Consider the following 6,874-nt stretch of genomic DNA (forward strand, 5'->3'; position numbering starts at 1 on the left):
GGCTGATCAGCAATGGGCTGGTCAGAAAACCGGGTCAATGGCGAGAACCAGGTGAGCAGCATTGCCGAGAATCTGGTTGGGCAGTATTGCTAACGATCACAGAGCACTATCGGGCGACGATTGACAGCCATGCACCCCAGGCACGGGCATGCCTGCCTCGGCAAGCACGTGCCACACCTCCGTAATTGCTCGCTCGGTTGCGGCATCAAAATAGAGGGTGAGAAAGATTGTTGGTGTCATCGTTGGGAAACACTCCCCCTTATTCATCACCGCGCTCCCCCATGGGATCGCACACCAGCGATGATCATTCCAGCGTGATCCGATGGGCAGAGCGGTGGGCTGCACGCGGGATAGCCTGCCGCCATTACTGCAAAAAGATATGCGGCTCCGTCACGGCTTCCACCCGTTCATGCATCCGTCCCACCCCTTCCACGGCCACGGGTGTGCGCGTTATGCCCGCTATTCTGCGCCATTCCGCACCAATCCGCAACGGATGCACCGCCGCACGCAGGGTGAATAAATAACGGGGACTCGCCCCGCCCACCACGGCGGCGGTCGCGTTCATCAGCCGCCGTTGCTGGACGGTGCTGGGGGCAATCGCCAAAACCAGAAACTGCTGCGTGCCATAGCGCGTGTGCAGCGCGGGACTCCCATGGTACGCCTGATACGCCATGATTTTCTCACGCCACGTTTCCGTGCGGCGCGTCCCCCGATCCACTTCGAGGAACACCCGCATGCGGCCTCGCGGATGCACCAGCACAAACGTCCCATCGGGAACGACGGGCAACACCACCCGCTCCATGCGACCATTCAGCGGACGGGTGACCGTCACCTGATCGTAGGCCCGTGACAACTGGACATCATGCTGCCACCCCTCCATGGCCAAGCCTGGCATACTGGCAATCTTGACCCGCAGCGCAGCATACACGTCGCCAATCTCGGCGGCATGATTGGTCGTCATATGGGACCATGGCCGCTGGCGAAACTCGGAGGCCCGATCAATCGGATCATCCTGCTCCATCGCTACCGCATCGGCTCCACGTTCTGAGAGTGCATACAGATCGGGTTCGCGCCCTCCCCCATGGCCAAGCCGTGCGATCGGTCGAACGAGGCGATACAGATAGCCAGCACTCACTAATAAATGGAGCCGCCGATAGACCGACCGTCCAATCCGATACGGCTCGGTGCAGGCCGTCTGCATGCGGGCCTGCATATCCGCTTCCCACACGGGGCGGCGGTCGGGAAAGTGCAGCCATTCGATGGCCGCAGCGGTTAAAAAGCGGGCATCCGCCAAGGTCTGAAAAATCGCGAGGTCACGCGGGGTCAACGCGACCCGCACCAAAGCTGAAGCGTTCGTCAGCGTCGTGGGCATGGGCTTCCTCCTCTTGCACAGCGGGGGCATCGTCTTGGTGATCGATCAGCGGCTGGGGGGCGTGCGGTTCCGCCATTGGTGTGAATGTCGCGCCAAAACTGGCCGAATCCTGCTGAACAGGCGCGAATGCCTGGGCGGGGGTCGGCGCGCGGCGCGGTCGCTGGATCACGATGGGCACATGGGGAACAGCGGGCATCATCGCAATCTGGACTTTGGCCGCCGCCCCACGGGCAATCACCCAGGCGCATCCGGTCGGCAAGGTGCGGACATCCTGTGGGTCGATCCGCGCCTCCTCCTCCATGCGGTAGGTTCCCCGTTTCAAAATCTGCTTGCCTTGAAACTGGTGGATCGTCGTCATCACTTTTTGCACCCCCGCGAGCTTGGTTAATTCTTCGGGGGCACTCATGCGGTGCAGCACCACGGTCATATTGCCGACAATCCGCGCCTGTTGGTCAGCATCACCAAGGCCCGCCAGTGTTTGGGTTCCGAGCATCACGATCCCGCCCAAACTCCGCGCCATTTCCGCTAGCCGGATCACACTCTCGGTTCCGAGTGACGAAAATTCGTCGATGATCAGCACCGCGCGGCGGTCGGTGGGCTTGCGGGTGGACAAGTAATACTTGATGTCCTCAAGCAAAAACTTGGCAATGCTTTGGCTATCCCGCTCGTTGGCCAACACGGGCAAGCCAAAGTAGGCAGCACGGGCCTCACTCAGTCGCCAGCCATCCCGCCGGATTTGGGTCAGTTTCGGAGTCATGGTCGCAAAGCGCATAAACACGCTTTTTGCATCGGCTGCACTGATGCTGGCAACCCGCGCAAAGCCTTGGGCATTATCCTTGTATTGGTCGGCCAAACGACCATATTGCAAGCGTTCTTCGAGTTCTTCAAACGAGCTTGGCAACGCCTCATCGGTGTTCAAAACCGCTCGTAAGTAGACTTCGGACATGTCGGAATAAAATGAAGCCGCGCCCTCGGTTGCGTAGGCCGGAATGGCCATAATCCGCGATAACAACGCCCCACTATCCCCTTCCCAGCCGTTATAGGCTTCTTGCGGGAATAAACGGCATCGCCTATCATAAAACGCCATCAAATCGTAGAATTGCTGCATCATTTTGGTGTCGTTTTTGGGGTTGACGAAAAAGATGTCCCAGTTCGTGGAAGCCGCTATGGAAGCGGCGACGCGCAACATCGACTCCGATTTACCCGCGCCATTCTCCCCAATAAACAGCATATGCAAACTGGCCGCGCCGATGTTGGTTGTGAGATACATCAGGCGTTTATGCTCATTGGCAAAGAATAATGGATCACCCTGAATCTTGGCCCCTAAGACCGTCGCGCTATCAATGTCCTTGGTGATAGGGCGATGGGTCAAACTGGCCGCGCTGGCTTTCATGGCGCGGCGCTTGGCGGATTCCAGCTGAAGCGTGCGTTTTTCCTGCGCTTGGGCATCTTTGTCGGCTTGTTGCTCGGCAAGCGACTTGGGCCGCACACTCTCCCATACCATCGTCAGCGCAGGCGCGAGTGGGATGGTGTAGAGCCACAGCAAGGGAATGGCTCCGGCTCCCGCACTCACCACGCCCATGATGCCGTCGCGGCGTTTTTCCCGTTCCATCGCCGTGCGGCTTGCTTTGAGGTGATCTTGTAACGGCGACCAGATGACCAAGGCCATGAAGCCTGCGCCTGTAAGGGCGGCCATCGCGACCATCGGCTGGTGGGTTTTCATGTAGCGCCTGCCCCACAATGCGCCAATCGCTGCGGGCAAGGCCACGATCACCACGACCAGGCCCATGAAAAAGCCCATCATTGCCCCGCCGCCGTCGCCACTGGACGCGGGTTGGGCTGCTGGTGGTTGACTCATTCCGATCCTCCTTTTTGTGGATAGCGCAACGCGGGATCGTCATTCACAATCCCGCGTTGCTTAAAACCAAACACCAGCATGGGGGTGCTGGTGTCATTGGTCAGGTAGTTGATTGTTCCTCAAGTCGCTAGCGGAACACTACGGCCCACGGGGCAAGCTCTGGATCATGGGCAAACAGCTCTTCCACCGTTTCACGCGCATCCCGTTGCTGGAGCCGCGCCATGGAACGCTGATACTGCGTCACCACGAGGCGATCACCCACAAAAACCAGATGCACCACCGTTGTTCCTTGGGCAAGCGCAGAGGATGTCTCATTCACCACGAGTGTCCCTGTTTTCCCATCGACGGTGCTGATCGCCCACATCACCGTTTGCCCATTCGCAAAGGGAACGATGCAGCGACGGGAGTCCGTCGGCTTCGTCTCGACTAACCCGCTACAGGTCATCCACGGCTCCCCACCATCGTAGACCAGCACGACCTGCAATCCCGAATCCCAGCCATAAATCCCATAGCCATGACCGAACCCGACCGTTGCGAGTGACACCACGGGATCGACTGGCTCGGCGTTCGCGCTTGGCAGCGTGCGCGTCCATGCCCACCCGCCAAGTGCGGCGACCACCACGACCACCACGATTCCAATCAGTTGTTTCAATCCAGTCGGCATCCCTTGCTCCTTCACGACCATCAATGCTGTCATGTTAAACGCACGACCGTCGCCACGGTTGCATGGCCTCGCGTGCGGCAGTGCAGCCCCACGTCGAGGCCAATGGCCTCGGTTTTCCCTGCACAGCGGGCAACCCCACTCGCCAACAACACTTTCGTGTCTATCCGCCACCTCATCGTATCCCGCAGGATAGGGACATATTTCGACTATCTGCACGACAAGGATAACCCTATGAATGCAATCAAAAAACCGATGACACCCCTTGCGGATGGGCACGTCCCTGTCCAAGCGAAGCTCGCCGCCGCCTGGACGAGCTTCATGTTCCTCTACATCTATGTGGACTACTTCCACCTGTACAAGCCTGGAGCCATCGACCAAATCCGGTCGGGTGTCATCTTTGAGTTCGCCATCAGCCCAACGTATTTGACCACCGTCCTCGCGCTCGTGGCCATCCCCGCCCTCATGATCGTCCTCTCGATGGCCTTGCCCGCCCGTGCGAACCGCACCACCAATCTCATCGTGGCCGCGTTTGAAATTCCGTTCGCCGCCTTCAACGCAGCGGGCGAATCGTGGAATTGGGCCTCCTTCTATGGCCTCTCCATCGGCATCGAGGTGCTACTGCTGGTGTTCATCCTGCGTGCCGCGTGGACGTGGCCCCGCACAACGGATGGGATCACGCGGTAGTTAATCGATCACGGTGCGTCATCCATTGTGGGTGGACGCAGCGAGCGCGACCAGCAACGGCGGGAGTCATCAGGCCCGCCGATCCCGACCTTCGGGTGCGTGGTTGATCAGTTGCTACGGGGTATGACGGTTGAGTGATTCACCAGGGCAGAGCGACCAGCCATTGACCGTGATCCGGTTGCTTTTGCCCACTTCGACTGTCATACACTGCGGCTTCGGATCGCCCGCGCGTGTCCACTGAATCATTGCCGTGGTCGAGGCCGTCAACACCACCGGATCACCCACCAGCGCATAGGCTGTATAGTCATCCGTGCCGTCTTTCCCGCGCAGCACCCGCTCCCAGCGCTCCGGCTCCCAGCCAATCATCGCCGTTGCGGTTGCCCAATCATCCGCCACCACGGCCTCCGCCCAGGTGGTGATCACATCGACCGAGCTTTTTGAACGGCTCGCATCCGCACCACACCCGCCCAACACGCTTGCCAGTACCAAACCCATCAGCACCAAAAACCATCGTTGCATTGTTCTAGCCTCCATACACCATTGATTGTTACCCTTCGCGGCGGCGTTGCTCAATTTCGAGCCGTTTTGCTGCCAAAAACCCATGTCGCCAGCGCCACCAGCGCATCACCAACACGCGGTGCAGTTGCTCGGTCGCGTTGGCCAAGTCGGCCCGTTCTTGCTGTCCGGCGGTGTCCTTGCGTTTCATCAGCTTCATCCCTGCCTCCTCTAGCCCTTCCGAATGAAATAGGCCACTTCTTGATCGGTCAATTGCATCCGCAGATGGTGGACTTCGTTTGTGCCGAAAATCCCCACGAACTCGCCTGGGCCTGCGGTGCGAATCGCCGCAATATCACTGGGGGATAGCTCTGGAAACGCCTCACCAAGCAGGTTCGCATCGGTTCCCTCTTGCCGCCCAAACAGCTTCACGGCGGTGTTGTTGGTCGTCAGGTTATTGAAGTCTTGGGCATTGCCACTGCCGCCCATGTACGTGGCGCTGTTTTGGTCGCATGACCAGAGTGCCGCACCGTAATTCCGCCATTCTTTGGTTGCATTGGCCACCTCTTTTTTGAGGCTTTCAATTTGTGAAAGAATGCCGAACTCGTCCACCACACATACCAGCTTTTGGCCTCGCGCTCGTCGTTCGGGGCTGCGAATGTAGTGGTTGAGTGCCCCCAGGCCATGATCCAAATACAACGGGAGCAAGGCTTTATCCGCGTTGTTAAGGTTGTAGGCAGCAACATCACTGCCAAAATCCCACTTGAGCGTGGTCTGGCGATCAAACAAGTGGGCCTGACTCTGCAAGGCAATATCGCTAATTTCTTCGGCCAAGGCGTGGCCAATAGGGCGGTTGGTTTCGCGCAAGGCCAGCACCAGATCGCTCAAAAGCGGCGCGGTGTCGTCATCCATCTGCGCCAAAAACACCCCGTCAGGGCCATAGATCCGCGTCGATGCCAAGGCTGCATCGAGCGCTCCCCGTTCGGCGTTGCTGAACTCACGAGGCCGCAGCTGCACCCCTGACCCGCTGGTGATCGCACGGCCCAACACCATCGACAGCTTACGCTCCACATGGCTTTTCTGGCGATGCAAGCTGGTTTCCATCGGGTCAAGCACATTAATCGCCACATCCTCGGCTAAGTGATAGTAGGCAGCCCCACCGCCGACCGCCTCACACAACCGCGCACAATTGCCCACCGGATCGAACATCACGATCTGGTGGCCTGCCACCGCATGGCGCAAGGCCAACATCCCTAAACTCACAGTTTTGCCGCTGCCCGATTTCCCAAGCATCAGCAAGTGCGGGTTGTCGGTTCCGGTCAGGCCGAACGTGTCGTAATGAAATGGCAATTGGTCGTGGGGATCGTAGCCAAACAGCACGCCGCTGGTCGCATCGCTCTTGCGAATGCCCCATGGGGTTTTGGCTGCGACGTGTTCACTCAAGGCATTGCGGCGAATCAGCGGCGCGGCGATCTGTTTGCTCGGTGTGGTCGTGAACAATTTGAGGTATTCGCCTTGGGTTCCACTCAAGACATCCAGTTTGAGCCGTGCGCCCATACGGTCACGCAGGGTTTGGGTGATGCGATTCAAGTCCCGCACGCTCGGCGCTTGGATGAGGATCGCATAGGCCACTTCGTGCAACTGCTGGACATCCAAGGCGTTCATCGCATAAACTGACGGGACTGTCAAGTAGATTGTGTATTTCGCCCCATTACCCCGGAAAGCGTCCGTCAAAGCGAATGGCCAATTGGTTGCGAATCCGTGCCCAGTTTGGCAGCGTGACCCATTTTGCAGTGATATC

8 protein-coding genes are annotated in these 6,874 nt (G+C 58.8%); 1 reads left to right on the plus strand and 7 read right to left on the minus strand.

Annotated elements, in window-relative coordinates; all coding sequences use genetic code 11:
• Positions 1-96 precede the first annotated feature (96 nt).
• From ABEB26_RS26505 to ABEB26_RS26520, 4 genes are all read right to left on the minus strand, one after another.
• Positions 97-240 carry a hypothetical protein gene (locus tag ABEB26_RS26505; protein WP_345725108.1) on the minus strand — a complete coding sequence of 48 codons (144 nt, stop codon included), beginning with the start codon at positions 238-240 and terminating at the stop codon, positions 97-99.
• A 124-nt stretch (positions 241-364) separates the two neighbouring features.
• Positions 365-1,372, minus strand: a complete 1,008-nt coding sequence (locus ABEB26_RS26510; protein WP_345725109.1) for a replication-relaxation family protein — start codon at positions 1,370-1,372, stop codon at positions 365-367.
• A complete protein-coding gene (locus ABEB26_RS26515; protein WP_345725110.1) occupies positions 1,314-3,230 on the minus strand; it encodes a TraM recognition domain-containing protein in 1,917 nt (638 codons plus the stop codon). The genes ABEB26_RS26510 and ABEB26_RS26515 overlap by 59 nt, the downstream gene beginning before the upstream one ends.
• 127 nt (positions 3,231-3,357) lie before the next feature.
• A complete protein-coding gene (locus tag ABEB26_RS26520) occupies positions 3,358-3,927 on the minus strand; it encodes a hypothetical protein (RefSeq protein ID WP_345725111.1) in 570 nt (189 codons plus the stop codon).
• Positions 3,928-4,125: 198 nt separating this feature from the next.
• Here ABEB26_RS26520 and ABEB26_RS26525 point away from each other — a divergent pair, with 198 nt between their 5' ends.
• Positions 4,126-4,578, plus strand: a complete 453-nt coding sequence (locus ABEB26_RS26525) for a DUF6326 family protein (RefSeq protein WP_345725112.1) — start codon at positions 4,126-4,128, stop codon at positions 4,576-4,578.
• Between the two features lie 114 nt (positions 4,579-4,692).
• Here ABEB26_RS26525 and ABEB26_RS26530 read toward each other — a convergent pair whose 3' ends face one another.
• Genes ABEB26_RS26530 through ABEB26_RS26540 form a run of 3 tightly spaced genes read right to left on the minus strand, consistent with a single transcriptional unit; the run spans position 4,693 to position 6,738 of the window.
• Positions 4,693-5,097 carry a hypothetical protein gene (locus ABEB26_RS26530; protein ID WP_345725113.1) on the minus strand — a complete coding sequence of 135 codons (405 nt, stop codon included), beginning with the start codon at positions 5,095-5,097 and terminating at the stop codon, positions 4,693-4,695.
• A 28-nt stretch (positions 5,098-5,125) separates the two neighbouring features.
• Positions 5,126-5,293 (minus strand): hypothetical protein, encoded by a 168-nt coding sequence (locus ABEB26_RS26535; protein ID WP_345725114.1) that lies wholly within the window; start codon positions 5,291-5,293, stop codon positions 5,126-5,128.
• A gap of 11 nt (positions 5,294-5,304) precedes the next feature.
• Positions 5,305-6,738 carry a VirB4 family type IV secretion system protein gene (locus tag ABEB26_RS26540; protein WP_345725115.1) on the minus strand — a complete coding sequence of 478 codons (1,434 nt, stop codon included), beginning with the start codon at positions 6,736-6,738 and terminating at the stop codon, positions 5,305-5,307.
• Positions 6,739-6,874 lie beyond the last annotated feature (136 nt).

Origin of the sequence: Herpetosiphon gulosus (genome assembly GCF_039545135.1) — a bacterium.
Taxonomy (GTDB): Bacteria; Chloroflexota; Chloroflexia; order Chloroflexales; family Herpetosiphonaceae; genus Herpetosiphon; species Herpetosiphon gulosus.

Excerpts from the sequence above, each read along its gene's own strand:
- ABEB26_RS26525 (WP_345725112.1), top strand. The coding sequence starts at position 4,126 with ATGAATGCAATCAAAAAACCGATGACACCCCTTGCGGATGGGCACGTC.
- ABEB26_RS26535 (WP_345725114.1), bottom strand. The coding sequence starts at position 5,293 with ATGAAGCTGATGAAACGCAAGGACACCGCCGGACAGCAAGAACGGGCC.
- ABEB26_RS26505 (WP_345725108.1), bottom strand. The coding sequence starts at position 240 with ATGACACCAACAATCTTTCTCACCCTCTATTTTGATGCCGCAACCGAG.
- ABEB26_RS26515 (WP_345725110.1), bottom strand. The coding sequence starts at position 3,230 with ATGAGTCAACCACCAGCAGCCCAACCCGCGTCCAGTGGCGACGGCGGC.
- ABEB26_RS26530 (WP_345725113.1), bottom strand. The coding sequence starts at position 5,097 with ATGCAACGATGGTTTTTGGTGCTGATGGGTTTGGTACTGGCAAGCGTG.
- ABEB26_RS26520 (WP_345725111.1), bottom strand. The coding sequence starts at position 3,927 with ATGACAGCATTGATGGTCGTGAAGGAGCAAGGGATGCCGACTGGATTG.
- ABEB26_RS26510 (WP_345725109.1), bottom strand. The coding sequence starts at position 1,372 with ATGCCCACGACGCTGACGAACGCTTCAGCTTTGGTGCGGGTCGCGTTG.
- ABEB26_RS26540 (WP_345725115.1), bottom strand. The coding sequence starts at position 6,738 with ATGAACGCCTTGGATGTCCAGCAGTTGCACGAAGTGGCCTATGCGATC.